The organism is Streptomyces sp. CB02980, from assembly GCF_014451325.2.
GTDB lineage: Bacteria > Actinomycetota > Actinomycetes > Streptomycetales > Streptomycetaceae > Streptomyces.
On sequence record NZ_JACSCH020000071.1, the window covers coordinates 1 to 753 of the forward strand.

Annotated in this window: 2 protein-coding genes; both read left to right on the forward strand. The window is 72.5% G+C overall.

Features of this window, described 5'->3' with window-relative positions:
* Window positions 1-444 (forward strand): carboxyl transferase domain-containing protein (locus E0F75_RS39795; RefSeq protein ID WP_308189673.1); only part of this gene is annotated, 444 nt, incomplete at its 5' end.
* 16 nt (window positions 445-460) lie between these two features.
* Window positions 461-753 (forward strand): biotin carboxylase N-terminal domain-containing protein (locus E0F75_RS39800; protein ID WP_308189674.1); only part of this gene is annotated, 293 nt, incomplete at its 3' end.

Consider the following 753-nt stretch of genomic DNA (forward strand, 5'->3'; position numbering starts at 1 on the left):
GAGCACGGCGGCATCGCCAAGCACGGGGCCAAGATGGTGACGGCCGTGGCCACCACCCGGGTGCCGAAGCTGACGGTCGTCGTCGGCGGTTCCTACGGCGCGGGCAACTACTCGATGTGCGGCCGGGCGTACTCGCCGCGCTTCCTGTGGATGTGGCCGAACGCCAAGATCTCGGTCATGGGCGGCGAGCAGGCCGCGTCCGTCCTCGCGACCGTCAAGCGCGACCAGCTCGGCGACGGGTGGAGCGCGCAGGACGAGGAGGCCTTCAAGGCCCCGATCCGCGAGCAGTACGAGAGCCAGGGCAGCGCCTACTACGCGAGCGCCCGGCTCTGGGACGACGGGGTCATCGACCCGATGGAGACCCGGCAGGTCCTCGGACTCGCCCTGACCGCCTGTGCCAACGCGCCCCTGGGAGACCCCCAGTTCGGCGTCTTCCGGATGTGAGGGTGTGAGGACGTCCATGTTCGACACAGTGCTCGTCGCGAATCGCGGCGAGATCGCGGTCCGGGTCATCCGCACGCTGCGGGAGCTCGGTGTGCGCTCGGTCGCGGTCTACAGCGACGCGGACGCCGACGCCCGGCACGTACGGGAGGCGGACACGGCGGTGCGGATCGGCCCGCCGCCGGCCTCGGAGTCGTACCTGTCGGTGGCGGCGCTCCTCGACGCGGCCCGCCGGACGGGCGCGCAGGCGGTGCACCCCGGGTACGGCTTCCTCGCGGAGAACGCGGGGTTCGCGCAGGCGTGCGCGGACGC